General features: G+C 70.6%; 21 protein-coding genes and 1 tRNA gene. 13 read left to right on the top strand and 9 right to left on the bottom strand.

The window, feature by feature from the left end; genetic code table 11:
- Positions 1-104 precede the first annotated feature (104 nt).
- The 3 genes from J2Y42_RS13520 to J2Y42_RS13510 all read right to left on the bottom strand — a co-directional run bounded on the left by J2Y42_RS13520 (position 105) and on the right by J2Y42_RS13510 (position 4,605).
- Positions 105-857, bottom strand: coding sequence for a methyltransferase (locus J2Y42_RS13520; RefSeq protein WP_309859512.1), 753 nt, complete (start codon positions 855-857; stop codon positions 105-107).
- A 93-nt stretch (positions 858-950) separates the two neighbouring features.
- Positions 951-3,239: a glycoside hydrolase family 3 C-terminal domain-containing protein gene (locus J2Y42_RS13515; RefSeq protein ID WP_309859509.1), complete on the bottom strand. Its 2,289-nt coding sequence runs from the start codon at positions 3,237-3,239 to the stop codon at positions 951-953.
- A 49-nt stretch (positions 3,240-3,288) separates the two neighbouring features.
- Positions 3,289-4,605, bottom strand: a complete 1,317-nt coding sequence (locus J2Y42_RS13510) for an MFS transporter (RefSeq protein ID WP_309859506.1) — start codon at positions 4,603-4,605, stop codon at positions 3,289-3,291.
- A 129-nt stretch (positions 4,606-4,734) separates the two neighbouring features.
- Between J2Y42_RS13510 and J2Y42_RS13505 the strand changes: the two genes are divergently transcribed.
- Positions 4,735-5,301 (top strand): TetR family transcriptional regulator, encoded by a 567-nt coding sequence (locus tag J2Y42_RS13505; RefSeq protein WP_309859503.1) that lies wholly within the window; start codon positions 4,735-4,737, stop codon positions 5,299-5,301.
- Positions 5,302-5,356: 55 nt separating this feature from the next.
- On the opposite strand, the gene J2Y42_RS13500 is transcribed toward J2Y42_RS13505, so the two are convergent.
- Positions 5,357-5,429 (bottom strand) — tRNA-Val (locus tag J2Y42_RS13500).
- A gap of 152 nt (positions 5,430-5,581) precedes the next feature.
- Complete coding sequence (locus tag J2Y42_RS13495; RefSeq protein ID WP_309859500.1) at positions 5,582-6,052, bottom strand: peroxiredoxin; 471 nt, start codon at positions 6,050-6,052, stop codon at positions 5,582-5,584.
- Between the two features lie 156 nt (positions 6,053-6,208).
- Here J2Y42_RS13495 and aceE point away from each other — a divergent pair, with 156 nt between their 5' ends.
- From aceE to J2Y42_RS13465, 6 genes are all read left to right on the top strand, one after another.
- Positions 6,209-8,935, top strand: coding sequence for a pyruvate dehydrogenase (acetyl-transferring), homodimeric type (gene aceE / locus J2Y42_RS13490; RefSeq protein ID WP_309859498.1), 2,727 nt, complete (start codon positions 6,209-6,211; stop codon positions 8,933-8,935).
- Positions 8,936-8,958: 23 nt separating this feature from the next.
- Entirely contained in the window at positions 8,959-10,158 is a 1,200-nt protein-coding gene (locus tag J2Y42_RS13485) for a helix-turn-helix domain-containing protein (protein ID WP_309859555.1), read from the top strand.
- An 84-nt stretch (positions 10,159-10,242) separates the two neighbouring features.
- On the top strand, positions 10,243-11,163 hold the full coding sequence (locus tag J2Y42_RS13480) for an ACP S-malonyltransferase (RefSeq protein ID WP_309859495.1): 921 nt from the start codon (positions 10,243-10,245) through the stop codon (positions 11,161-11,163).
- Between the two features lie 20 nt (positions 11,164-11,183).
- Positions 11,184-12,188, top strand: a complete 1,005-nt coding sequence (locus J2Y42_RS13475) for a beta-ketoacyl-ACP synthase III (protein ID WP_018190964.1) — start codon at positions 11,184-11,186, stop codon at positions 12,186-12,188.
- A 46-nt stretch (positions 12,189-12,234) separates the two neighbouring features.
- Positions 12,235-12,486: an acyl carrier protein gene (locus J2Y42_RS13470; RefSeq protein WP_018190963.1), complete on the top strand. Its 252-nt coding sequence runs from the start codon at positions 12,235-12,237 to the stop codon at positions 12,484-12,486.
- Positions 12,487-12,596: 110 nt separating this feature from the next.
- Positions 12,597-13,832: a beta-ketoacyl-[acyl-carrier-protein] synthase family protein gene (locus J2Y42_RS13465; RefSeq protein WP_309859484.1), complete on the top strand. Its 1,236-nt coding sequence runs from the start codon at positions 12,597-12,599 to the stop codon at positions 13,830-13,832.
- A 124-nt stretch (positions 13,833-13,956) separates the two neighbouring features.
- Here J2Y42_RS13465 and J2Y42_RS13460 read toward each other — a convergent pair whose 3' ends face one another.
- A complete protein-coding gene (locus J2Y42_RS13460; RefSeq protein ID WP_026307170.1) occupies positions 13,957-14,460 on the bottom strand; it encodes a DUF3145 domain-containing protein in 504 nt (167 codons plus the stop codon).
- 187 nt (positions 14,461-14,647) lie between these two features.
- Here J2Y42_RS13460 and J2Y42_RS13455 point away from each other — a divergent pair, with 187 nt between their 5' ends.
- Positions 14,648-15,232 (top strand): PadR family transcriptional regulator, encoded by a 585-nt coding sequence (locus J2Y42_RS13455; RefSeq protein WP_309859478.1) that lies wholly within the window; start codon positions 14,648-14,650, stop codon positions 15,230-15,232.
- Between the two features lie 140 nt (positions 15,233-15,372).
- Here J2Y42_RS13455 and J2Y42_RS13450 read toward each other — a convergent pair whose 3' ends face one another.
- Together J2Y42_RS13450 and J2Y42_RS13445 are read right to left on the bottom strand one after the other, a co-directional pair.
- A complete protein-coding gene (locus J2Y42_RS13450) occupies positions 15,373-16,221 on the bottom strand; it encodes a DUF1684 domain-containing protein (protein ID WP_309859475.1) in 849 nt (282 codons plus the stop codon).
- 67 nt (positions 16,222-16,288) lie between these two features.
- The gene (locus J2Y42_RS13445; protein ID WP_309859472.1) at positions 16,289-18,016 is read right to left on the bottom strand and encodes a bifunctional 3'-5' exonuclease/DNA polymerase; all 1,728 of its coding nucleotides are present in this window, start codon (positions 18,014-18,016) and stop codon (positions 16,289-16,291) included.
- Positions 18,017-18,132: 116 nt separating this feature from the next.
- Between J2Y42_RS13445 and J2Y42_RS13440 the strand changes: the two genes are divergently transcribed.
- Positions 18,133-18,468 carry a hypothetical protein gene (locus tag J2Y42_RS13440; protein WP_309859469.1) on the top strand — a complete coding sequence of 112 codons (336 nt, stop codon included), beginning with the start codon at positions 18,133-18,135 and terminating at the stop codon, positions 18,466-18,468.
- Positions 18,469-18,569: 101 nt separating this feature from the next.
- Here the strand turns inward: J2Y42_RS13440 and J2Y42_RS13435 are convergent, their stop codons facing one another.
- Entirely contained in the window at positions 18,570-19,028 is a 459-nt protein-coding gene (locus J2Y42_RS13435; protein WP_018190956.1) for an NUDIX domain-containing protein, read from the bottom strand.
- Between the two features lie 76 nt (positions 19,029-19,104).
- Here J2Y42_RS13435 and J2Y42_RS13430 point away from each other — a divergent pair, with 76 nt between their 5' ends.
- The 4 genes from J2Y42_RS13430 (at position 19,105) to J2Y42_RS13415 (ending at position 25,341) form a co-directional block, all read left to right on the top strand.
- Positions 19,105-19,584, top strand: coding sequence for an NUDIX domain-containing protein (locus J2Y42_RS13430; protein WP_309859463.1), 480 nt, complete (start codon positions 19,105-19,107; stop codon positions 19,582-19,584).
- A 62-nt stretch (positions 19,585-19,646) separates the two neighbouring features.
- Entirely contained in the window at positions 19,647-20,009 is a 363-nt protein-coding gene (locus J2Y42_RS13425) for a hypothetical protein (RefSeq protein ID WP_309859460.1), read from the top strand.
- A gap of 50 nt (positions 20,010-20,059) precedes the next feature.
- Entirely contained in the window at positions 20,060-24,040 is a 3,981-nt protein-coding gene (locus tag J2Y42_RS13420) for a Pls/PosA family non-ribosomal peptide synthetase (RefSeq protein ID WP_309859457.1), read from the top strand.
- Positions 24,037-25,341 (top strand): M1 family metallopeptidase, encoded by a 1,305-nt coding sequence (locus J2Y42_RS13415; protein ID WP_309859454.1) that lies wholly within the window; start codon positions 24,037-24,039, stop codon positions 25,339-25,341. The genes J2Y42_RS13420 and J2Y42_RS13415 overlap by 4 nt, the downstream gene beginning before the upstream one ends.

The raw sequence follows: 25,341 nt of genomic DNA, 5'->3' as shown, positions 1-25,341 counted from the left end.
GCCCCCCCCCACCACCCCCCACCCCCACTCCCCCCCGGTGCGTCCGCTCTACGGGGTCCAGCCCCCCCACACCCCCCCACCCCCCCCACGAATCTGCGTGCGGCTCAGAGCACGAACGGGATGAGGGCTCGCCGCTCAGAGGGATAGTCCGGGAACGTCTCCCGGTACCAGCGGTGGTTCGCGAACGCCCGCGGCGCGAGGTTCGCGAAGGTGTACAGCGCGAACGCGGTGCCGGCGAGCGACCACGTGGCGATCGCCCATCCCGTCCACTCGATCATCTCGCCGAGGTAGTTGGGGCTGGAAACGTACCGGAAGCCGCCGCCCTGAGGGATGCGGTATCCGCCCCCCGACCGTCGCAACAGCCGCAGCGTGCGGTCGGAGCGCGCATTCAGGGTCAGCCCGCCCGCGAACAGGACGACGCCGGCCCAGAACCGCCAGTCCGCCAGCCACGACACGGGATAGCTCCCGTACTCCGAGATCCATCGCGCGTTGACCCACGCGTTCAGCAGGTTGAAGCCGATCGCGAGCAGCATCACGAGCACGGGCATGCGCGACCCGGAGCGCATCAGGAACGGGTAGACGAACGCCCGGTAGACGTAATGCACGAGCCAGAGCGCCAGGAACAGCAGCGGCACCGGCTCGAAGCGGTGCGATCCGAGCAGGTAGAACACCACGAAGAGGATGGACGCGGGCGCCTCCATGACGACCCAGCCGACCCGCGCGGGCACCGTCGGGCCCCATCCACCGCGCCCGTGCCGCCCGCCGTACGGCGCGACGATGAACAGCAGCGCGACGAACGTCACGACGGCCAGCGCGATCTCGGCGTAGACGAACCAGCGGTAGGGTCCCTCGGGCATGCGGCCAGCCTATCCACGCGGCGCCCGCATACGGCGACCGCATACGGCAATGCCCCGGCCCATCGAGCTCGACTCGACGGACCGGGGCCGGCGTCACTGCTGCTGTGCGTTCGCGGCGGCGAGCAGCCCGTCGATCATGTCGGGCGTCACCTGGCCGCCCGACATCATGCCGACGCGGCCGATCGGGAACGATGCCATCATCCGCTCCATCGACACGCCCTCCGGCATGATCGACGACGCGCCGTTGAGCAGCTCCGACATCCCCGCCAGCGCTCCCTGCACCATCGGACCGGCGACGGGATGCGCGAGCACCTCGCCGAGCGACGACTCGCGCGTGAGCGGCAGCCGCACCTCGTCTCCGTCGACCGTGGCCGAGACCGCGGCCCGCAGGTCGCGGCTGGAGGCGCCCACCTCGATCGTGTACTCGCCGCCCTCGACCACCCAGCGGTCGGCGCGAACATCCCAGTACGCCAGGTCCTCCCGCCGGATCGTCACCGCAACCTCCCCGGAGGCGCCGGGTTCGAGCTCGATCGCGCCGAAGCCCTTGAGTTCCCGCGGCGGCCGCTGCACGCGCGATCCGGCCAGAGACGTGTACACCTGCACGACCTCACGACCGGGGCGCTCCCCCGTGTTCGTCACGGTGACGCGCACTTCGATCTCGCCGGATGCGCTCACGGAAGCGCTCGCGTCGCCGTAGGAGAACGTCGTGTACGAGAGTCCGTGACCGAACGGATACTCGACCTCCATCCGCCGCGCGTCGTACCAGCGGTAGCCGACGAACAGGCCCTCGCCGTACCGGACGTGTCCCTCCTCTCCGGGGAAGTTGAGGAACGCCGGGGTGTCCTCCAGCCGCAAAGGGACCGTCTCGGTGAGCTTGCCCGACGGGTTGACCGCGCCGAACAGCACGTCCGCGGTGGCGGAGCCGCCCGCCTGGCCGAGCAGCCATCCCTCCACGATCGCCGGCACGGTGCTCGAGAACGGGAGCGTCACCACGCCGCCGTTGGACAGCACGACCACCGTGCGCGGGTTGGCCGCGACGACCGCATCGATGACGGCCAGCTGGTCCGCCGGCAGGTCGATGTCGTCGCGGTCGTAGCCCTCGGACTCCAGCCGTGCGGGCAGTCCGGCGAAGACGACGGCGACGTCGGCGGTGGATGCGGCGGCGACGGCTTCTTCGCGCAGTCGCGACGACTCCGCCGCATCCACCTCGGCCGCCAGTGAGAACCCCGGTGCGTACGTCACGTCAGCGGCCGCCGCGCGGATGGCCGTGAGGGCGTCGTCGAGCCGCGTGGGGTGGATCATCGACGACCCGGCGCCCTGGTAGCGCGGCTTCTCGGCGAAAGCGCCGATGATCGCGATCGACCGGTCGGCGTCGAGCGGGAGAAGCGGCTGCCCGTCGTGCGCCGCCGGGTCGTTCTTCAGCAGCACGATGGATCGGCCGGCCGCTTCCCGGGCCAGGGCGTGGTGGGCGTCCACATCGAGCGGACCCTGAACGCGCTCGGTCGCCGCCCAGCGCGTAGCGAGTGCTGCCACCCGGGCCGCCGACGCATCCAGCACGGACTCCTCGAGCGAGCCGTCGCCCACCGCCGCCACGACCGCGGCATCGCTCAGTCCGGCGTTGCCGGGCATCTCGAGGTCGAGCCCGGCATTCAGCGCGGCCACACGGTCGCTGACCGCTCCCCAGTCGGAGACGACGAGGCCCTGGAAGCCCCACTCGTCGCGCAGCACGTCGGTGAGCAGCCACCGGTTCTCCGACGCGAAGACACCGTTGATGCGGTTGTACGAACACATCACCGTATGCGGCTGGGCGTCCTCGACGACGCGCTGGAATCCCCGCAGGTAGATCTCGCGCAGCGGCCGCGGGTCCACATCGGAGGAGGAACGCATCCGGTCGTCCTCCTGGTTGTTGGCCGCGAAGTGCTTCAGCGACGCACCGACCCCCTGCGACTGGATGCCGCGCACGAGCGCAGCGCCGAGCACGCCGGAGACGATGGGATCCTCGCTCAGGTACTCGAAGTTGCGGCCGCACAACGGCGACCGCTTGATGTTGATGCCCGGGCCCAGGAGGACGGCGACGTCCTCGATGGACGACTCGACGCCCAGCGCGGTGCCGACGCGCTCGACCAGATCGACATCCCAGGAGGAGCCGAGCGCGACGGCGGGCGGGAAGCAGGTGGCGGGAACGCTGTCGCCGATCCCGAGGTGATCGCCGCCTTCGCGCTGCTTGCGAAGGCCGTGCGGCCCGTCGGTGAGCATGACGGACGGGATGTCGCCGACCGCCTTCGTGCGCCAGAAGCTCGCGCCGCTGGTGAGCGACGCCTTCTCCTCGACGCTGAGCGCGGAGATGTCGGCAGGGGCGCCTGCCGTTGTGGTGTCTGTCATGGATTTCCTTCCGTGTGGTGCATGAAGCAGTGAGAGAAGTCGGTCGGGGTCAGCGGGTCGCCTTGATGGGCCAGACGGCCAGTGCCCCCAGGATGCCGAGCACGATCCCGATGGGGAAGAGTCCGGCGTATCCGAAGGCGAGCACGATCGCGCCGGCGACACCGGGAGCGAGGGTCTGCGGGAGGGTCGCGGCGATGTTCACGACCCCGAGGTCCTTGGCGAAGGACTTCGCCGACGGCAGCACCTCGCTCATCAGCGCCGTATCCACTGCCTGGAACATTCCGAAGCCGAATCCCGAGATGGCCGTCATGATGAACCAGGCGGTCAGGTCGGGCCAGAGCCACGGCAGTAGGAAGGCGATGCTGACGACGGCGGCCGAGGCGAAGACGAAGGGCTTGCGGCGGCCGAAGCGGTCGGAGAGCGGGCCGGAGATCACTGTCGAGATGATGATGCCGGCGAGGCTGATCAGCCCGAGCAGCGGGATCACCTGCTCCGGGTGCGCGACGTGGAAGTAGTCGGTCAGCAGGAAGAGCTGGTACCCCGTCACGGCGAAGTACCCGGTGTAGAGCAGCAGTCGTCCGGTGAACGCCCAGAAGAAGTCGGGGTGCGCGATCGGGTTGACCCAGAACGTGCGGAGGAACTCGCCCAGCGTGAACGGCTCCCGTTCGAGCGCCCGGCTCGAGTAGTCGGGGTTGAACAGGACGAACAGGCTCAGGACGACGAGCGAGAATACGGCGAAGAAGACGTAGCCGACGGCGATGCTGTTGAAGAAGAGCGAGCCGATGATCGAGCCGCCGAGCGCCCCCACCATCAGGCCGATCCCGGAGAGCGCGGCGAACGTGCCGCGGCGCTTGAGGGGCACCCGGTCGGGCATGACCGCCGTGAGCGGGCCCTGGGCGAAGTTGTAGCAGACCTGGACGAGGGTCCAAGCGATGATCACTCCGACGAGCGAGTTCGCGAACGCGAGGCCGATCAGCGACAGGCCGCCCGCGAGCGACCCGAGGAGGATCCACGGCGCTCTGCGCCCGAAGCGCGAACGGGTACGGTCGGAGATCTGACCGGCGATCGGCTGCGCGATCATGGCCGCGAACGCGCCGATGGTCGCCACGATCGTGAGGTTGGCGACCTTGTCCTGCTCCCCGAACAGCTGCGTGATCTGCTGCGGGAGGAGGATGCCGGGCAGCGCGCCCCAGATCAGATAGATGCCGAGGTTGGCGGGGATGATCCACACCATCAGCCGGCGGAGGCCCTTGATGGGCGCTGGCGGGTCGTCGTTGCCGGAGGCGGTGCCGACGAAGGTGTTGGTCGTGATCGGCGCTGGCTCGGCGGCGGGTTCGCCGAGCGGGACGGAGGTGTCTGACGTCATTGTCGAAGGGGTTCCTCTCACCATCCACCGTGGACGGTGGGAAAACCATACGTCACTCGGTTTTCAGAAAGCAAGCACCGTTCGGGTTATGGTGGAGGCATGGCACGACGAGGTTCCTACGCGAAAGGCGTGGCCAAACGGGACGAGATCCTGGAGCGCGCGCTCGAGGTGATCGCCCGCGAGGGCATCCGCGGAGCGTCGGTGAAGGAGCTGGCGGATGCGGTAGGCCTCAGCCAGGCCGGCCTCCTCCATTACTTCGACAGCAAGGAGGAGCTGTTCACGGCAATCCTCCGCAAGCGCGACGAGGTCGACAGCCGCCGCTTCGGCGACGTGGACGAGCAGGCGTCGCTCGACCGCATCCGTGACGGCTACGTCGGAATCGTGCGGCACAACGCCGAGGTGCCGGGGCTCGTCCAGCTGTTCTCGCGTCTGGCGGTCGATGCCGGTGACCCGCAGCATCCCGCCCACGACTACTTCGTCGAGCGCAGTGCGGCCCTCCGCCGCACGTTCGCCGCGGCGTTGGCGGAGCGCCAGGGTGTCGACGCGGTCGGGAGCCGGGTCGACCCGGAAACGCTCGCGCGCATCCTGCAGGCGGTCTCCGACGGCATGCAGCTGCAGTGGCTGCAGGACCCGTCGGTCGACATGGCCGCGACGGTCGACGCGCTCTTCGAGCTGCTCGCGCCCGCGGATCAATAGAAAGTGGGCCCTGCCTTGGGGCTCAGCATCGAACCGACGACCCGTCCAGGAGAAGTGGGCCCTGCCGGGATCGAACCGACGACATCCACGGTGTAAACGTGGCGCTCTACCAGCTGAGCTAAAGGCCCCTGACGCCCCTCCACCCTACCGAACCCCTCACCCTCTCGAAGATTTGCGCCAAATCTCGGTTATGCGTGTCTCATAACCGAGACTTGGCGCAAATCTTCGCCCGGCGGAACGGGGAGGGAGAGGGGGCGCGGGGCGGGAAGGGCGCGCGCGGTCAGACGTGGGCGGGGAGGCGGTCGAGCGCCGCGCGGTAGGCGTCGATCGAGCGGGCCTCGCCCGGCGCGGTGATGAAGGACTGGCGGATGATGCCGCGCTCGTCGATGAGGAAGGTCGCGCGGTTCGCGAAGCCCTTCTCGGGCAGGAAGACGCCGTACTCCTTTGCGATGTCGCCGTGCGGCCAGAAGTCCGCGAGCAGCGAGAATTCGTAGCCCTCCTGCTCCGCCCACGCCCGCAGCGTGAACTTGGAGTCGACCGAGACGCCCAGCAATTCGACCCGGTGATCCTCGAACAGGGAGATGTTGTCGCGCAGCGCGCACAGTTCGCCGGTGCAGGTGCCCGAGAAGGCGAGCGGGAAGAAGACGATCGCGACGGCCTTCCTGCCCCGGAAGTCGCTCAGTCGAACCGTCTCCCCGTACTGGTTGAGCAGTTCGAAATCGGGTGCGAGCGTGTCGTTCTCTAGAGCCACGATGACACAGCCTAGACCTCGGTTCTCGCAGCACCAAGTGACGGTCAACGACGGCGCCGGAGTGAGGCTAGGCTGGACGATGGTGCCCGCGCTTGTCGAAACCCGACAGCGCTCCGGCTTGTCCACGATCCATCCGACACAAGAAAGAGGTCGAGGGTGACTGTAAACGACCAGGACCCGTACTCGATGAATAACATCGATTCGGACCCGGAGGAGACCGCCGAGTGGCGCGAATCCCTCGATCAACTGGTTGCGGCCCATGGCCATGAGCGTGCTCGCGAGATCATGCTCAGCCTGCTCAAGCGCTCGAAGGAACTGCACGTCGGCGTGCCGATGGTCCCGACGACGGACTACATCAACACGATCTCCCCGGAGAACGAGCCCGAGTTCCCCGGTGACGAGGAGATCGAGCGCCGCTACCGCGCGTGGATCCGCTGGAACGCCGCCGTCCTCGTCCACCGTGCGCAGCGCCCCGGCATCGCCGTCGGCGGCCACATCTCGACGTACGCGTCGAGCGCCGCGCTCTACGAGGTCGGCTTCAACCACTTCTTCCGCGGCCAGGACCACCCGGGCGGCGGCGACCAGATCTTCATCCAGGGCCACGCCTCCCCCGGCACCTACGCCCGCGCGTTCCTCGAGGGCCGCCTGAGCGCCGACCAGCTCGACGGCTTCCGCCAGGAGAAGTCGCACGCCGGCGGCGGCCTTTCCAGCTACCCGCACCCGCGCCTCATGCCCGAATTCTGGCAGTTCCCGACCGTGTCGATGGGCCTCGGGCCGATCAACGCGATCTACCAGGCGCAGCTCAACAAGTACCTCACCAACCGCGGCATCAAGGACGCCTCCGACCAGCACGTCTGGGCGTTCCTCGGCGACGGCGAGATGGATGAGGTCGAGTCGCGCGGTCAGCTCCAGGTCGCGGCGAACGAGAAGCTCGACAACCTCACCTTCGTCATCAACGCGAACCTGCAGCGCCTCGACGGGCCGGTCCGCGGCAACGGCAAGATCATCCAGGAGCTCGAGAGCTTCTTCCGCGGCGCAGGCTGGAACGTCATCAAGGTCATCTGGGGCCGCGAGTGGGACGACCTGCTCGCCCGCGACGCCGACGGCGCGCTCGTCAACCTCATGAACGAGACGCCCGACGGCGACTACCAGACGTACAAGACCGAGAGCGGCGCGTACGTCCGCGAGAACTTCTTCGGCCGCGACCCGCGGACGCTGGAGCTCGTCAAGGACTACAGCGACGACCAGATCTGGAACCTCAAGCGCGGCGGTCACGACTACCGCAAGGTGTACGCGGCCTTCAAGGCGGCCGCCGAGCACAAGGGCCAGCCGACCGTCATCATCGCCAAGACCATCAAGGGCTACGGGCTCGGCCCGTCGTTCGAGGGCCGCAACGCGACCCACCAGATGAAGAAGATGACGCTGGACAACCTGAAGACGTTCCGGGATGCCATGCGCATCCCGATCACGGACGCCCAGCTCGAGGAGAACCCGTACCTCCCGCCGTACTACAACCCCGGCGCGGACGACGAGGCGATCCAGTACCTGCACGACCGTCGCCGTGCGCTCGGCGGCTACGTGCCGGAGCGCCGCGCGAAGTACACGCAGCTCAACCTGCCGGACGACTCCGCGTACGCGATCTCGAAGAAGGGCTCCGGAACGCAGGAGGTCGCCACGACCATGGCGTTCGTCCGCCTGCTGAAGGACCTGCTCCGCTCGAAGGACTTCGGGCACCGCATCGTCCCGATCATCCCGGACGAGGCGCGCACCTTCGGTATGGACGCCTTCTTCCCGAACGCGAAGATCTACAACCCGAACGGCCAGCACTACACGTCGGTCGACCGGGAGCTGCTCCTCGCCTACAAGGAGAGCCCGCAGGGCCAGATCATCCACGTCGGCATCAACGAGGCCGGCGCGCTGGCCGCGTTCACCAACGTGGGCACGTCGTACTCGACGCAGGGCGAGCCGCTCATCCCGGTGTACGTCTTCTACTCGATGTTCGGCTTCCAGCGCACGGGCGACGCCCTATGGGCGGCGGGCGACCAGATGGCGCGCGGCTTCCTCATCGGCGCCACCGCCGGTCGGACCACGCTGACCGGTGAGGGCCTGCAGCACGCGGACGGCCACTCGCCGCTCCTCGCATCCACCAACCCGGCCGTCGTCCAGTACGACCCGGCGTACGGCTACGAGATCGGCCACATCGTGCGCGCCGGCCTGGAGCGGATGTACGGCGGCAACCACCCGGACCCGAACGTCATGTACTACCTCACGGTGTACAACGAGCCGATCGTCCAGCCGGCCGAGCCGGAGGGCGTGGATGTGGACGGCATCGTCCGCGGCGTCTACAAGCTGCGCGCCGGCGAGGGCGACGGGCCGAAGGCCCAGCTGCTCGCGTCGGGCGTCTCGGTGCCGTGGGCCCTGGAGGCTCAGCACCTGCTCGCGCAGGACTGGGGAGTCTCGGCCGACGTGTGGAGCGTCACCTCGTGGGGCGAGCTGCGCCGCGACGGCCTCGCCGCCGAGGAGCACAACTTCCTCTACCCGCAGCAGGAGAAGCAGGTGCCGTATGTCACCCGCAAGCTGCAGGGGTCCGAGGGCCCGTTCGTCGCCGTCACCGACTACTCGCACGCCGTGCCGGACATGATCCGTCAGTTCGTCCCGGGCGAGTACGCGACCCTCGGCGCCGACAGCTTCGGCTTCTCGGACACCCGCCCCGCGGCCCGCCGATTCTTCAAGATCGACGGACCGTCGATGGTGGTACGGACGCTGGAGCTGCTCGCCGCGCAGGGCAAGGTCGACCCGAACGCCCCCGCCTGGGCGATCGAGAAGTACCTCCTGCACGACGTCAACGCCGGCACCACGGGCAGCGCGGGCGGCGAGGCGTAACGGCTCCCGTGGCTGGCAGCCAGGTGGAGAGGACGAAGCCCGAGACGCTCGCGTGGCTGCGCAAGATCTCGGGTGAGCTGGCGACGACCACGCTCAAGCGGCTCGAAGATACCCTCCCCTGGTACCGCGACATGCCACCGGGCCGGCGCAGCGCCGTCGGCCTGGTGGCCCAGGCGGGCATCTCATCCTTCATCTCCTGGTACGACGACCCCCGCTCGACGCCGTGGATCGCCGCCGACGTGTTCGGCGCGGCCCCGCGCGAGCTGCTCCGCAGCGTGAGCCTGCAGCAGACGCTGCAGCTCATCAAGATCACCGTCGAGGTGGTCGAGGAGCGCGTGAAGAGCGCGGGCGGCGAGGACCTGCGGGAGGCCATCCTGCTGTACTCACGCGAGATCGCGTTCGCGGCGGCCGATGTCTACGCGCGGGCCGCCGAGGCCCGCGGCCTCTGGGACGCCCGCCTGGAGGCCCTGGTCGTCGACAGCATCCTGACCGGGGAGTACGACGACGAGCTCCCGAGCCGCATCGCCGCGCTCGGCTGGCACGGCCACGGCGAGGTCAGCGTCCTCGTCGGCACCGCACCGAAGATGCTCGACGTCGACCAGCTGCGCCGCACCGCCCGGCACATGTCGGCCGATGTGCTGATCGGCGTGCAGGGCAGCCGGCTCGTGCTGGTCATCGGCCGCGCCTGGCCGAGCAACAGCACGCCGGAGGACGCGATCGGCCCGGCGCCCATCGTCTCCTTCATGGAGATCGCGCAGCAGCTGGAGCCCGGGTTCGGTCCCGGTCACCTGGTGCTCGGCCACGAGGTGCAGAGTCTGGTGGATGCGTCCAAGAGCGCGAAGGCGGCCCTCGCCGGTTTCGCGGTCGCTCGCGCCTGGCGCAACTGCCCGCGGCCGGTGCACGCGGACGATCTGCTCCCGGAGCGCGCGCTCGCCGGCGACGGCCTCGCCCGCGCGACGCTGATCAGTCGCATCTACCGCCCGCTGCAGGGCTACTCCACCGAGCTGCTCACCACGCTGTGGTGCTACCTCGACAACGGCCGGTCGCTGGAGGCGACGGCGCGCGAACTGTTCGTGCACCCGAACACCGTCCGCTACCGCCTGAAGCGCGTCTCCGATGTCATCGGCTGGGATGCGACTGGCGCGCGCGAGGCCCTCATCCTGCAGGCGGCGCTGATCGTCGGCTCGATCAACGAGCCCGACTCGCCCCGCCGCGGCGGCTGAGTTGTAGACAACCACAAAGCATCTTCGAATAGTTCGTATCCATCCGACACATCCGCCTGGCGGAAGATTGGCAGACTGGAAACCGTGATCGTCATCGTGTGCCCGGGTCAGGGATCCCAGACCCCCGGCTTCCTGGACCCCTGGCTCAGCGAGTCCTCGTTCCGCGACCAGCTCACCGGCATCTCCGACGCGGTCGGCATCGACCTGGTGGCGCACGGAACCGTGAGTGACGCCGACACCATCCGCGACACCGCGGTCGCGCAGCCGCTCATCGTCTCCGCCGGCCTGCTGACGCTCTCCGCGCTGTTCGCCGACGGGCGCCGCGACCGGGTCGGCGGGATCGCCGGCCACTCGGTCGGCGAGCTCACCGCGGCCGCCGGAGCCGGTGTCCTCAGCGAGACCGACGCCGTCGCCTTCGTGCGCGAGCGCGGCGCCGCCATGGCCCGCGCGGCCGCCGAGGCTCAGACCGGCATGAGCGCCGTGATCGGCGCCGACGAGACCGAGCTCCTCGCCCGCCTCGACGAGCTGGGCCTCTCTCCCGCCAACTACAACGGCGGCGGCCAGATCGTCGTCGCTGGCGCCCTGGATGCGCTGGCCCAGCTGGCCGAGAACCCGCCGGCCCGCGCGCGCGTCATCCCGCTGCAGGTCGCCGGTGCATTCCACACCCGGTACATGGCGTCCGCCGTGCCGACGCTCGAGCAGTTCGCCGCGACCCTGACGACGAACGACCCGACGCTGCGCCTCTGGACCAACAAGGACGGCTCCGAGGTGACCGACGGCGCCGAGTTCCTGCGACTCCTCGTCGGCCAGGTCTCGTCGCCGGTGCGCTGGGACCTCTACATGAAGGCCTTCGAGGAGGCCGGCGTCACCGGCCTGATCGAGGTCGCCCCCGCCGGCGCGCTCGTCGGCCTCGCCAAGCGCGGCCTGAAGGGCGTGCCGACCGTCGCCATCAAGACTCCCGACGACCTGCCGGCCGCCTTCGACCTCATCGACCAGGCCGCGTAAGGCCGCAAGGAGCTCCCCCGATGACCCACCCCACCCTGCAGCAGTCGCACGGCCCGCAGTACACCCGCATCCTCTCGATCGGCGCCGCCCGCGGCGAGAACGTCGTGCCGAACGACGATCTGGTCGGCCCGATCAACTCGTCCGACGAGTGGATCCGGCAGCGCACCGGCATCATCACCCGCACCCGCGCCGGCCGCGACGTGCTCGCCGTCGACCTCGCCACCGAGGCGTCGAAGGAGGCCATCGCGAAGTCGGGCGTCGACCCGAAGCTGATCGACGCCGTCATCGTCGCGACCGTCTCGAACGTTCAGCAGACGCCGTCCATCGCCGCCGTGCTCGCCGACCGCGTCGGCGCCAATCCCGCAGCCGCGTACGACATGAACGCCGCCTGCGCCGGGTACGCCTACGCGGTGGCCCAGGCGGATGCGCTCATCCGCACCGGTGCGGCGCACTACGCGCTCGTCGTCGGGGCCGAGAAGCTCTCCGACGTCGTCGACCCGACCGACCGCACCATCTCGTTCCTGCTCGGCGACGGCGCAGGCGCCGTGGTCATCGGCCCGAGCGACTACCCCGGAATCGCCAAGACGGTGTGGGGCTCCGACGGATCCAAGGCCGACGCGGTCGGGATGGGCAACACGCTCCTCGAGTTCCGCGACGGCGAGAAGCCGTGGCCGACCCTCCGCCAGGAGGGCCAGACGGTCTTCCGCTGGGCGGTCTGGGAGATGGCCAAGGTCGCCAAGCAGGCGCTCGACGAGGCCGGGGTCTCCCCCGACCAGCTGGCCGCGTTCATCCCCCACCAGGCCAACATGCGCATCGTCGACGAATTCGCCAAGCAGCTGAAGCTCCCGGAGACCGTCGCCATCGCCCGCGACATCGAGACGACGGGCAACACGTCCGCCGCATCCATCCCCCTCGCGACCCACCGACTGCTCCAGGAACACCCGGAGTTGAGCGGCGGCCTGGCGCTCCAGATCGGCTTCGGGGCCGGTCTGGTGTTCGGCGCGCAGGTCGTCGTGCTGCCCTAGACTGTTTCCCGGTCACAACGACACCCCCCTCAAGGAGAGAAAAACCATGGCATTGTCCACCGAAGAAGTTCTTGCCGGCCTGGCCGAGCTCATCAACGACGAGACCGGCATCGCGACCGACACGGTTGAGCTGGACAAGTCGTTCACCGACGACCTCGACATCGACTCGATCTCGATGATGACCATCGTGGTCAACGCCGAGGACAAGTTCGACGTCAAGATCCCCGACGAGGAGGTCAAGAACCTCAAGACCGTCGGAGACGCGGTCGAGTTCATCGTCAAGGCGCAGAACGCCTAGGCGCAGAGCCAGGATTCTTCCGCGCGGGCGGCGCGCGACCGTGTCGCCGCCCGCGCGTGCGGCAGCGCTCTGACCGAGCGCCGCCATCCTCATTCAGGAGAGTTGCCGTTATGACCAAGAAGATCGTCGTCACCGGTATGGGCGCGTCCTCGCCCCTCGGTGGCACCGCCCCTGAGAGCTGGAGCGCCCTGCTCGCCGGCGTCTCCGGCGCCCGCACCCTCGAGCACGACTGGGTCGCCCAGTACGAGCTGCCGGTCACCTTCGCCGCCGAGGCCAAGGTGCGCCCGGAGGAGGTGCTGGAGCGTCCCGTCGCCAAGCGTCTCGACCCGTCCAGCCAGTTCGCCCTCATCTCCGCCATGGAGGCGTGGGAGGACGCCGGCCGTCCGGATGTCGCCCCCGAGCGCCTCGGTGTCGACTACGCCACCGGCATCGGCGGCGTGTGGACGCTGCTCGACGCCTGGGACACGCTGCGTGAGCGCGGCCCGCGCCGCGTCCTCCCGATGACCGTCCCGATGCTCATGCCGAACGCGGCATCGGCCGCGGTCTCCATGCACTTCGAGGCGCGTGCCTACGCCCGCACCGTCGCCTCCGCCTGCGCCTCCAGCACCGAGTCGATCGTCAACGCCTACGAGCACCTGCAGCTGGGTCTCGCGGACGTGGTCATCGCCGGCGGCACGGAGTCGGCCATCCACCCGATCACCGTCGCGTCGTTCTCGTCGATGCAGGCGCTCTCGCGCCGCAACGACGACCCCGCGCACGCCTCCCGCCCGTACAGCGTCGACCGCGACGGCTTCGTCATGGGCGAGGGTGCCGCCAGCCTGGTGCTCGAGACCGAGGAGCACGCGCTCGCGCGCGGCGCCCGGATCTACGCCGAGCTCGCCGGTGGCGGAGTGACCGCCGACTCGTACCACATCACGGCCAACGACCCCGAGGGCCGTGGCGCCAGCCGCGCCGTGCACATCGCCCTCGACCGCGCCGGTGCCGTGCCGGACGACGTCACCCACATCAACGCGCACGCGACCAGCACCCCGGTCGGCGACCCGTCCGAGTACGTGGCGCTCCGCGAGGTGTTCGGTGAGCGCGTCCACGGCATCCCGGTGTCGGCCACCAAAGCGTCCACCGGCCACCTGCTCGGCGGCACCGGTGCGCTGGAGGCCGTGTTCAGCATCCTGGCGATCCGCGACCGTCAGGCCCCGCCGACGATCAACATCACCGAGATGGACCCGGCCATCCCGCTGCAGGTGAAGAGCGAGCCGCAGCCGCTCGGCGACGGACCTCAGCTCGTCATCAGCAACTCCTTCGGCTTCGGCGGACACAACGCGGTCGCCGCGTTCCGCAGCTACTGAGCGGACGCAGCGCACCGGAAAGCACCGGATAGCAGGAAGGCCCCGCTCACGATGAGCGGGGCCTTCTCTGTGTCACCGCAGGCGGGCGGCCGTGCCAGGCCCGCCGCGGGAGTCGGTTCGGCGATCAGCCGACGTTGTGCAGCCAGATGACCGACGTGTCGTCGTGGGCGTGCCGGAACGGCTCCAGTTCGTCGTCCCACGCCTGACCGAGGGCCAGCCGGAGCTCGCGGTGCAGTTCGAGCGCGTTCGCGCCCGCGATCTCCATGGCGTAGCGGATGCGGTCCTCCGGCACGACCATGTTTCCGGCCGTGTCGACCTGGGCGAAGAAGATGCCGAGGTCGGGGGTGTGCATCCACCGGCCGCCGTCGGTGCCGTGACCGGCGTCCTCCGTCACCTCGTAGCGCAGGTGCTCCCAGCCGCGCAGGGCGGACGCGAGGCGCGCGCCGGTGCCGGGAGGGCCGTCCCAGAAGAACTCCGTGCGCTGGGAGCCCTTCAGCACGGGCTGCGACTCCCAGGTGAAGTTCACTGCACGCCCGAGGGCGCGACCCGCCGCCCACTCGATGTGGGGGCAGAGCGCGCTGGGAGAGGAGTGCACGTAGAGCACCCCTCGAGCGACGTGTGCCGACATGGTTCTCCTCCGTTCGTTGGTGCGTCTTCCCCTACGACCAGGAACGGATGGAAATCTTCGGCGTGTGAAGTTGCGGTAGCGCTCGCGCGCGTTGCCACGATTATGCCCGAGAACCGCGGGAAGTTACAAGATTGTGATTCGGCGATTCGCTCGCCGGGCGAACACCGGACGGAATAGCATACCGAGTATGTCGGTCCAGAACGGTTTCCTCGCGCTCCTCACGCAGGGCGCTGCCTACGGCTCGCAGCTCCAGAGCGAGTTCCTCTGCCGCGCGGCGCACCGACGGCAGCTCAATCCCGGCCAGGTGTATTCGACGCTCGACCGGATGACGGATCAGGGTCTCGTCGCTTCCGCGGGGGCCACCGACGACGGCCTCCCGCTCTACGAGCTGACCGCGGCCGGACGGGAGGCCGCAGCCGTGTGGCTCGGCGGCGCACCCGCCGACGGCCGCCCCGATTGGGACGAGATGCAGGACCAGGTGCTGATCGCCGCGTCCCTCGAGGGCGTGGATGCGCTGGCCGTGGTCGACGGCTATCGCGCCGCCTACGCCGAGAAGATCCGCTACCTCACGCACGAAGCGGACTCGCGGGCCCTCCTCGCCGCGAACCGCGCGGCCGAGCTCGGCGCGAAAGCCGCCATCGAGTGGCTGGACGAGGTTGCGGCCACGCTGCGGTCGCATCCCGACGCGCTGGTACAACCGCGCTCCCCCGAGCGCCCGCGGCGCGGCCGCCGACCGGCAGCCGAGACGGCGGCGGCGAGCCCGGCCGACTAGCCGGCTTCCGTCGGAGATCCGCCGCGCATCGTCGGCGCTCCGGCGGCTTCGGGCCCGAAACTCCATCCCCACCGCGGTGGGTCGGAGATTCGAGGCACTTTACCGACGGAAGGCGCCCGACCCAGCGGCCGCAGCGCGACCTAGTGCAGCAGCTCGCCCTGCTTGTTGAGCACGTTCTTCTCGCCGGCCTCGATCGGCACGGCGAAGCGGTTCTGCGCCGGCGGAAGCGGGCAGTTGAAGTTGTAGCTGAACGCGCACGGCGGCAGGACGGCCAGGTTGAAGTCGAGCGTGACCGTGCCGTCCTCGTTCGGCACCACGAACAGGAACCGGCCGACCGAGTAGGTGCTGTCGCCGTTGGTCGTGTCCGCGAAGACGAGCTGGAGGGCGCGGCCGGCCTTGAACGCGGCGAGGTTGTAGTCGACGCCGTCCTTGGTGAAGGTGATCTCGCCCGGGATGACCATGTCGCGCGTCGCGCCGTCGTCCTTGAGGTGCTCGAAGCCGACCGTCTTGCCACCCTCGATCGGGGTGAACGCGGCCTGGATGATCCACTCCGGGTTGAACGGGAAGGCGTCGATGGAGCCGAACTCCTGGATCGCCTCCGAGTTCGCGTCCCACACGCGGAGGGCGTAGTCGCCGTCCTCGCTGGCGATGACGAACCCGCTGACCGTGTCGCTGAAACGGATCTTGCCGGGGTTGGGGTCGTCCTTCCCGCGCACGATCGCCGAGCCGTCGACCAGCACGTCGTCGACGAAGATGTTGTCGGTCGCCGCGGCGGTGACCTTCAGTCCCGACTCGCCCTGGGGCAGCGGAGACCAGAGACCGGGGACGCCCCAGATCGGCTGCTCCGAGTCCGGCTCTCCGGTGATCCACTGGGTGTTCACCAGCGCCAGGTTGCCCTGCGGCGCGGTCACGGCCTGTTCGCGGCGGGCGCGGTAGCGGGCCAGGACGGCGTTCGGGTCGGTGGGAGCGGCAGCGGCGGTGTCGGTCATGGTCTCCATCCTCGGTCAGGTCGGAGGTGACAACCAACTCCGACACTCGGGCATTCCGCGGGCGAGGTCATTTCGCCTCCGCGTAGCTGTCGACGATCGCGGCCGTCACCGGGAACTCCACCGGGAATCCGCCGAACAGCAGTCTTCCGGCCTGCTCCGCCGCGGCATGCACGGCCGCGGCGACATCGTCGGCCAGCGCCTCCGGGGTGTGCACGATGACCTCGTCGTGCAGGAAGTAGACGAGGTGCGGGGATGCGGTGAGCGGTGCATCCGGAGCGAGAGCGGTCAGGCGGTTGCGGAGCTCGGCCATCCAGCACAGCGCCCACTCTGCGGCACTGGCCTGCACGACGAAGTTGCGGGTGAATCGGCCCCAGTCACGGGACAGGCTGCGGGCGCGCCGTTCGTCGGCCTCGGTCGCATCGGACGCCGACGCCGCCGATTGAGCCGCCGCCCATCGGCCGCCCGGGACCGGCGAACTGCGGCCGAGCCGCGACGTGACCTTCTCTCCGCGCTCCCCCGCCCGCGCGGCCTCCTCCACCAGTCGGACGGCCCGCGGGAAGGCGCGCGTGAGTCGCGGCATCAGCCGACCGCTCTCCCCCGTCGTCGCCCCGTACATCGCGCCGAGCATGGCGACCTTCGCCTGCGCGCGCGCTTCGACGGCGCCGGACGCGACGATGCCCTCGTAGAGGTCTTTGCCCCGACCGGCGGCGGCCATCGCCTGGTCGCCGGAGAGCCCGGTGAGCACGCGCGGCTCGAGCTGGGCGGCGTCCGCCACCACCAGCTTCCAGCCCGGATCGGCCACGACGGCGCCCCGCACTTGCCGCGGCAGCTGCAACGCGCCTCCTCCGCGCGTCGCCCAGCGCCCGGTCACCACGCCGCCGGGAACGTAGTCCGGGCGGAAACGCCCGTCGTGCACCCAGGCGTCGAGCCACGTCCATCCGTTCGCGGTCAGCAGCCGCGACAGCTTCTTGTAGCGCAACAGCGGATCGATGACGGGATGCTCGATGCGCCGGAGTTCCCACGAGCGCGTGGAGGTGGCCATGATGCCGGCGCGCTGCAGGGCCTTGAGCAGGTCCGGTGGGCTGTCCGGGTTCAGGTCGGGCGCATCCAGCTGGTCGCGGAGTTCTCGCGCAAGGGTCTCCAGTACGGCCGGACGCCCGTATACCGGGCGAGGGCCGAGCAGTCCGGTCAGCAGCTCGTCGTGCCGCTCCGCGCTGTACGGAAGACCGGCGTGCTGCAGCTCGACCCCGATGAGCGCGCCGGCGGACTCGGCCGCGAGCAGCAGTCGCAGGCGGCGCGGGTCGGCGCTGGCGGCGACGGCCTGCTCCTGGGCCTCGAACTCGTCGCGAATGGATGGCGTGGTCGCGTTCGCCGCCTCGGCCGGCTCCGCAGAATCGAAGAGGGCCTCGTCGAAGTCGAAGAGGGCGGTGTGCACGGCAGGCGCCTCGGCCTCGGGCTCGACGGCCACATCCCAGGGGCCCGGCTCGGCACGCGCGAGAGGTGTGGATGCGGTCAGCGTGGAGTTGCGGAGGATCACGTGGCAGAGCCGCAGGTCGACGCAGCGCTCCACCCGAACCCCGGCGGAGAGGAGCGCCGGATACCAGGCACGCGTGTCATCCCACACCCAGCGCGGCCGATCGCCGCTGCCTCCCGCACCCGTCTCCTCCGCACGCACGAGCTCCGGCAGGGCGTCGAGCGCGAGCGTCTCGCTCCGCTCGGCGCCGCGCTCGCGCGACGGATCGAGCCACGTCGCGCGGACGTCGCCGCGCCCGACGCGCTCGAGGAGGATGTGCACCCTCCCATTCTCGCCGCGACCGCCGACACAGATCGCCGCAGGAATGCTTGCGTGCGCGCCCGCAGCTGAGGATAATTCACGGAACGACGATGCCGACCCGAAAGGCATGATCGACGATGACCGTCTACCTGCACGACAGCCAGGGGGTCTGGATCGCGTTCCGAAGCGACCTGACCTCCCGCGACCTCTTCAACCCCGATGGCGACTGGATCGGATGGTTCCCCTGGGGCGATGACGATGCCGTCACGCCCGAGGGCGACTATCTGGGGACCGTCCGCGGCGACCGCCTGTTCGCCCGCGCCGACCCTCCGTACCGTGGCCGGCCGGGCTATCCCGGAGCGCCGGCGTACCCGGGCACGGTGCCGTATCCCGGCGCCGCGTCGTACACCGGTCTGCCCGACGGCTGCGACGACGTCGCCGGCGCCCTGCTCTGGCCGCGCGTCGCCTCCTGACCCACGACCCCAGCCGACAGCTCCTGAGTTTTCCCGGCGCGGGCCCGCGTGTCGACCCGAAAAACTCAGGAGCTGTTGGGTGGGGCGTCAGGGCGGGGCGGTCAGTCCGAGAGGGCGGTGAGGCGCGCGCGGAGCTGGGGCCACGACGCCGCGAAGCCGGGATGCAGCGGGAGCGCGCTCACCTCGTCCACCGGCACCCAGCGCAGCTCGATGCTCTCCACGTCCGCCATGTGCGGCTCGAACGGACGCACGGCCTGACCGACGACAGTGGTGTACGACCAGAAGCCGAGGTCGAGCACGCTCTCGAACAGCACGTGCACCGCGTCGGGCGGGACGGCGGCCTCCTCCGCGGCCTCCCGCAGCGCCCCGTCGACAGCGCTCTCCCCGGCGTGACGCGCTCCGCCCGGGAGCCCCCAAGTGCCGCCGAAATGACTCCAGTCGGCCCGGTGCTGCAGCAGGATGCCGCGCCGCAGGTCGTGCACGAGCAGTCCGGCGGCGCCGAACCGACCCCAGAACCGCTGGCCGTCCGGCCCTTCCACCCATGCGTCGCCCGAGTCCACAGCTCCACGTTAGTCGCCGCCGGGCGCGCCTCTCGCCGCGCTGTCATACGGAGACGCGGCGTGGGAGGCTGGGCGCATGCCCGTCCGCAGCGCCGCCCTCCTGCTCTATCGCCGTCGTGCCGCCGTCGAGGTGTGGATCGCCCACATGGGCGGCCCGTTCTGGGCGCGCAAGGACGAGGGGGCCTGGTCCCTGCCCAAGGGCGTCGTCGAGTCCGACGATCTGGGCGACGAGCTCTCCGCCGCGCGCCGCGAGTTCGCCGAGGAGATCGGCTCCCCGGCGCCGGATGTCGACTACGTCCCGCTCGGCGAGTTCCGCGGATCCGGCAAGACCATCGTCGTCTTCGCCGCCGAATCGGAGTTCGAGCCGGAGACGATCACCAGCAACACGTTCGAGCTGGAGTGGCCGCCGCGATCCGGGCGGATGCAGGCGTTCCCGGAGATCGACGACGCCCGGTGGTTCTCGGTGGACGATGCGCGGCTGAAGCTGACGAAAGCGCAGCGGCCCATTCTGGACGCGCTGCTCGCGCGGCTGGCCGACGACGCGGAAATCCACTAGTCCCCACAGCTCCGCCGGGCCGTAGGGTAAGCCCCAGCAGGGCGGATCCCGAAGGAGGGGCTGTGGCGAAGAGCAAGGCCGAGAAGGCCGCCGAGAAGGCACTCGACGCGGCGCGGGTCGCCGTCGGCGAAGCGGAGCAGGCGGTCAAGAAGCTCGACAAGAAGACACGGCGCGAGGCGGAGGATCTGGCCGACCGCCTCCAGCAGGCCGCGAAGGACGCGAAGAAGGCGGTCCGGCGGGCGAAGAAGACAGCGGATGACGCGCGCACCTCGGCCAAGCAGATCAGCGAGCACGTCGCGGCGCCCGCATCGAGCACGGGCATCCCGACGTTCCGCGAGCTGCGCGACCGGGCCAAGGCGCGCGGCATCCAGGGGTATTCGCGGATGAACAAGGCCCAGCTGCTGCACGCGCTGGGCGAGGGGTGAGCGGGGCGTCCGTTCACCGGCGCTTTACCGGGCACCCGTATCGTGCGCCCGTGGCCGATGCTCCCCTGACCGATGTGTCCGACGGCGACGCGCCGACAGCCGGCAGTCCCCGCGCCGGGCTGCTGCTGCGGTCGGAGGATGCGCCGCCCGCGCGCACGCTGATCGACATCCTGAGGGAGACGGCGCAGCGCTTCCCCGACGCCTCCGCGCTGGAGGATGCCGCAGGCGCGCTGAGCTATCGCGAACTCCTGGCGCGGATCGCCGCGGGTGCGGCCCGCCTGCGCGAGAACGGCGTGAGCCGGGGCGACCGGGTCGGCGTGCGGATGAGCTCGGGCAGCCGCGACCTCTACCTGGCGATCCTCAGTGTGCTCGCGGCCGGCGCGGCGTACGTGCCGGTGGACGCTGACGACCCGCAGGAGCGCGCCGACCTCGTCTTCGGCGAGGCCGGCGTCCGGGCGATCCTGACCGATGCCGGACTGGTGGTGGCGGGCAAGGATGCGCCGCAGCAGGTGCTCCGCGACGCGCCGCATCCCTCGACGGCAGCCCTCCCGGTCGTCGCCCCTCCGGAACCGGAGGACGACGCCTGGATCATCTTCACGTCCGGCTCGACGGGCACTCCGAAGGGCGTGGCCGTGCGCCATCGGTCCGCGGCCGCGTTCGTCGACTCCGAATCCCGGCTGTTCCTGCAGGAGGAGCCGATGGGCCCGCAGGATCGCGTGCTCGCCGGCCTCTCCGTCGCGTTCGACGCATCCTGTGAGGAGATGTGGCTGGCCTGGGCGCACGGCGCGTGCCTCGTTCCCGCCCCTCGCGCGCTCGTCCGCACCGGGATGGACCTCGGCCCGTGGCTCTCCGCCCGCCGCATCACCGTGGTCTCCACTGTCCCGACCCTCGCGGCGCTCTGGCCGATGGATGCGCTGGACAATGTCCGGCTGCTCATCTTCGGCGGCGAGGCCTGCCCTCCCGAGCTGGTGAGCCGGCTGGCCGTTCCGGGCCGCGAGGTGTGGAACACGTACGGGCCGACCGAGGCGACCGTCGTCGCGTGCGCGGCGCCGCTGGTCGCGGGCGAGCCCGTGCGGATCGGGTTGCCGCTCGACGGCTGGGATCTGGCGGTGGTGGATGCGGAGGGCCGCCCGGTCGCGGACGGCGAGAGCGGCGAGCTCGTCATCGGAGGCGTCGGCCTCGCGCGCTACCTCGATCCGGCGAAGGATGCGGAGAAGTACGCGCCGATGCCCACCCTCGGCTGGGAGCGTGCCTACCGCAGCGGCGACCTGGTGCGGTTCGACCCGGCCGGGCTCTTCTATCAAGGTCGCGCCGACGACCAGGTGAAGGTCGGCGGCAGGCGGATCGAGCTGGGCGAGGTGGAGTCCGCGCTGCAGCAGCTCCCCGGCGTCTCGGGGGCAGCGGCCGCCGTTCGCCGCTCGGCCGCGGGCAACGACATCCTCGTCGGCTACCTGGCCGTGCCGGATGCCGCATCCTTCGACCGCGCCGCCTCGCTCACCCACCTGCGCGAGACTCTCCCTGCCGCGCTCGTTCCGCTGCTCGCGGTGGTCGACGAACTTCCGGTTCGCACCTCGGGCAAGGTGGACAAGGCGGCGCTGCCGTGGCCGCTGGAGGACTCCGGCTCTGACGGCGCGACAACGGATGATCCGGTCGCCGCAGCGCTCGCGGACGACTGGCGCAGTGTCCTCGGGCTGCCCGTCACCGGCCCCGACGACAATTTCTTCGATCTGGGCGGCGGCTCGCTGGCCGCGGCGCAGCTGGTGTCGCTGATCCGCCGGCGGCATCCGGACATCACCGTCGCCGATGTGTACGCCACGCCGCGCTTCGGCGCGATGGCGCTGGCGCTGGCGGAGAGCTCGCCGTCGTCGTCGGCTGCGTCCACGCACGTGGTCCCGCCCACCCCGCTGCGGATGCGCGCGCTGCAGACCGTCCTCGGCATCCCGCTGTTCATCCTCGGCGGCATCCGCTGGCTGCTCTACCTGCTCACCGCGTCCGCGCTGCTGCGGCCCTTCGGCGGATTCGACGTGCTGCCCGCCGCAGACCCGGCCTGGCTCATCCTCGGGCTCGTCGTGTTCGTGACGCCGTGGGGCCGCATGGCGATCGCGGTGGTCGCCGCCCGGCTGCTCCTCCTCGGGGTCAGGGCGGGCGATCATCCGCGTGGCGGCGGCGTGCACCTCCGGCTGTGGCTGGCCGAGCAGGTAGCCCACCAGATCGGCGCGGCCAGCCTCGCGGGAGCCCCGTGGATCCTCTACTATGCCCGAGCGCTCGGTGCGACGATCGACCGCGGCGTCGACCTCCACACCCTTCCGCCAGTGACCGGGATGCTGCGCATCGGCGCCGGCGCATCCATCGAACCCGAGGTCGACCTGGCCGGCTATTGGATCGACGGCGACGTCGTGCGGATCGGCGAGATCCGCATCGGCGCCGGCAGCTCGGTCGGCGCTCGCAGCTCGCTCATGCCCGGCACCAAGATCGGCCGCAACGCGACCGTCGCCCCGGGGTCTGCCGTGTTCGGCCGGGTGCCCGCGGGTCAGAACTGGTCGGGCTCCCCCGCCGTCCGCGTCGGCCGCGCGCACGACTGGTGGCCGCAGGAGCGTCCGCAACGCCGGACCCGGTGGCTCGCCGCCTACGCCCTGTCGTCGATCGTCGTGTCGCTGGTGCCGGTCGTCGCGCTGGCGGCAGGCGCAGCGGTGGTTGCCGCCTTCCTCCGCGGTGCAGCCGGCTGGGGCGGGGTGATCGCGGGCGCCGCCGCCGGCCTCGTTCCCGGAACCCTCGTCGCCGGCGTCGTGCTCGCCGCGCTGGTCGTCGTGCTCGTCCGGCTTCTCGGAATCGGGATGCGCGAGGGCGTCTACCCGGTGCGCAGCAGGATCGGGTGGCAGGCGTGGTCGACGGAGCGTCTGCTCGACCAGGCCCGCACGGTCCTGTTCCCGCTCTACTCGAGCCTGTTCACGCCCGTCTGGCTGCGGATGCTCGGAGCGAGGGTCGGCGCCGACGTCGAGGCGTCGACCGTGCTGCTCCTCCCCCGGATGACCCGCATCCGCGACGGCGCCTTCCTCGCCGACGACACGCTCGTGGCGTCGTACGAGCTCGGCGGCGGATACGTCCGCATCGCCGCAGTCGACATCGGGGCGCGCGCCTTCCTCGGCAACTCGGGGATGGCCGGAGCGGGCAACCGCGTCCCGCGAGACGGCCTGGTCGCCGTGCTGTCGTTCGCGCCGCGCAAGGCGAAGGCCGGCACGTCGTGGCTGGGTTCTCCGCCCGTGAAGCTCCGCCGCCAGACGCAGGACGCCGACCTCTCGCGCACCTTCGAGCCGCCGACGCGGTTGCGGGTCGCCCGCACCGCGTGGGAACTGCTGCGGATCGTTCCCGTGATCGTCACGTGCGCCATCGGCCTCGCCGTCGTCATCGCGCTGGGCGCCGTGGACGTGGCCTGGGGACCGATCTGGGCGGTCATCCTGAGCGGGCCCGTCCTCCTGCTCTCGGGCGCCGTCGCCGCAGCGCTCAGCACCGCCGCCAAGTGGGCGCTGATCGGGAGGCTGAAGCCGGGCGAGCATCCCCTCTGGTCGTCGTTCGTGTGGCGCAGCGAGGTGTCCGACACGTTCACGGAGATGGTCGCGGCGCCCTGGTTCGCCTGGGCGGCCTCCGGGACACCCGCGCTGGTGTGGTGGCTGCGCAGCCTCGGCGCGCGGATCGGCTCCGGCGTCTGGATCGACAGCTACTGGCTCCCGGAGGCCGATCTGGTCACGCTGGGCGACGCATCCACCGTCAATCGGGGCTGCGTCGTGCAGACGCACCTGTTCCATGATCGAATCATGAGCATGGACCAGGTCACCATCGAACGCGGCGGAACGCTCGGGCCGCACAGTGTCATCCTGCCCGCCGCCGACATCGGCGCCGACGCGACCGTCGGACCCGCCTCCCTCGTGATGCGCGGCGAGACGGTCCCTGCGGGCAGCCGGTGGAGCGGCAACCCGATCGGTCCGTGGCGCGAAGTCGTCGTGCGCGAGTACCGGGCGCGGGCCGGCGGATGAGCGACGGAGCACCGCACACCTACCTGCCGCGCTCCGGCACCCACGACTTCTCGGTCCTCCGGTACGACCTCGACCTCGACTACCGGGTGACGACGAACCGCTTGGATGCGACGGCGGTGATCCGCGCGCGCGCCGACGTCGCGCTGACGGCGATCGTGCTGGACCTCGTCCATCTCAAGGCCAAGAAGGTGCGGGTGGACGGGCAGAAGCGCGTCCGGTTCAGCCAGAGCGCGACGCACCTCCGCATCCTTCCGGCCACGCCCATCCCGGCCGGCGCGGAGTTCACCGTCGAGATCGCCTACGACGGCTCGCCCGTGCCGCGCAGGACCCGCTGGGGCACGCTCGGCTGGGAGGAGCTCACCGACGGCGTCATCGTCGCCTCACAGCCCTCCGGAGCGCCCAGCTGGTTCCCCTGCAACGACCGGCCCTCCGACCGCGCCGCCTACGGCATCCGCGTGACGACGGAGCAGGCGTACACGGTGCTGGCGACCGGCGAGCCGACCGGGCACAGCGTCAACGGAGGACGCGGGACCTGGACGTTCGAGCGCGAGGAGCCGACGGCGACCTACCTCGCCTCCGTGCAGATCGGCCGCTACACGCTCGAGCCGCGGCGGACCGCCGGCGTGGAGTGGGTGGTCGCCTATCCGCCCGCTCTCGCGCGTCGCGTGCTGCACGACTTCGAACCCGTCGGCCGGATGCTGGAGCGCTTCCAGGAGCTGTTCGGCCCGTACCCGTTCCCCTCCTACACGGTCGTGGTCACCGAGGACCCCTTGGAGATCCCGCTCGAAGCGCAGGCGATGGCGACCTTCGGATCGTCGCACGCCGACGGCCGCAACGGCTCCGAGCGCCTGGTCGCGCACGAGCTGGCGCACCAGTGGTTCGGCAACAGTGTCGGGCTGGCGTCCTGGGGCGACATCTGGCTCAACGAAGGGTTCGCCTGCTACGCCGAGTGGCTGTGGTCGGAGGTCTCGGGCGGGATGTCGGCGGCGGCGCACGCGCGCATCCACCACGCCGCGCTCCGGCTCGCTCCGGGCCAGCTGCTGCTCGGCGACCCCGGACCCGACTCGATGTTCGACGACCGCGTGTACAAGCGGGGAGCGTGCCTGCTGCACGCGCTGCGGGTGCGGCTCGGCGATGACCGCTTCTTCGAGCTGCTGAGGACATGGACGCGCGAGTACAGGTTCGGGACGGTCGCGGGCGCCGACTTCGAGGCGCTCGCCGAGCGGTTCTCGGACGAGCCGCTCGGCGCGTTCTTCGATGCGTGGCTACGGGAGACGCGGCTGCCCGCGATCGGGCACTGA

Origin of the sequence: Leifsonia sp. 1010, from assembly GCF_031455295.1 — a bacterium.
GTDB lineage: Bacteria > Actinomycetota > Actinomycetes > Actinomycetales > Microbacteriaceae > Leifsonia.
The sequence above is the reverse complement of the archived record's forward strand: the minus strand, read 5'-3'. Positions and strand labels throughout refer to the sequence as shown.